This is a genomic window from Erwinia plantamica, assembly GCF_043420595.1.
Lineage (GTDB): Bacteria > Pseudomonadota > Gammaproteobacteria > Enterobacterales > Enterobacteriaceae > Erwinia > Erwinia aeris.
In genome coordinates, this window is the sequence record NZ_JBGCUC010000080.1 from 1 (window position 1) to 464 (window position 464).

Consider the following 464-nt stretch of genomic DNA (forward strand, 5'->3'; position numbering starts at 1 on the left):
TATGGGTCCCGGCCTTCGCCGGGACGACCGCAGATCAGCTCCCACTAAACGAATTATAGCCCTGATCTTCCCAGTAGCCGCCCTTGTAGTCGTTGGTGACTTCCATCGAGAGCACGTATTTCGGGGTCTTGAAGCCGAGCTTGGTCGGCACCCGGATCTTCATCGGGAAGCCATAGGCGCGCGGCAGGATCTGGGCGGCGAATTTGAACGGCATCTGGGTCTGCGGGTGCAGCGCCGTGCGCATGTCCAGTGGTGAATTGTAGCCGTCCTTGTCGGCGCACTGGAACCAGACATATTTCGCGCGGGTGTCGGCCCCGACCAGCTTGAGGAAATCGCGCAGCGGCGTGCCGGTCCAGCTGCCGATCGCGCTCCAGCCCTCGACGCAGATATGGCGCGTCACCTGCTTGACCTGCGGCAGCTTGTACAATTCGTCGAGCGTCCACGGCTTCTTGTTCTCGACCAGC

Annotated in this window: 1 protein-coding gene; it reads right to left on the bottom strand. The window is 61.6% G+C overall.

Annotated features, from left to right (window positions below; all coding sequences use genetic code 11):
- Window positions 1-34 precede the first annotated feature (34 nt).
- A partial coding sequence (locus tag AB3U87_RS22160) for a molybdopterin-dependent oxidoreductase (protein ID WP_394150573.1) occupies window positions 35-464 on the bottom strand: 430 nt, incomplete at its 5' end.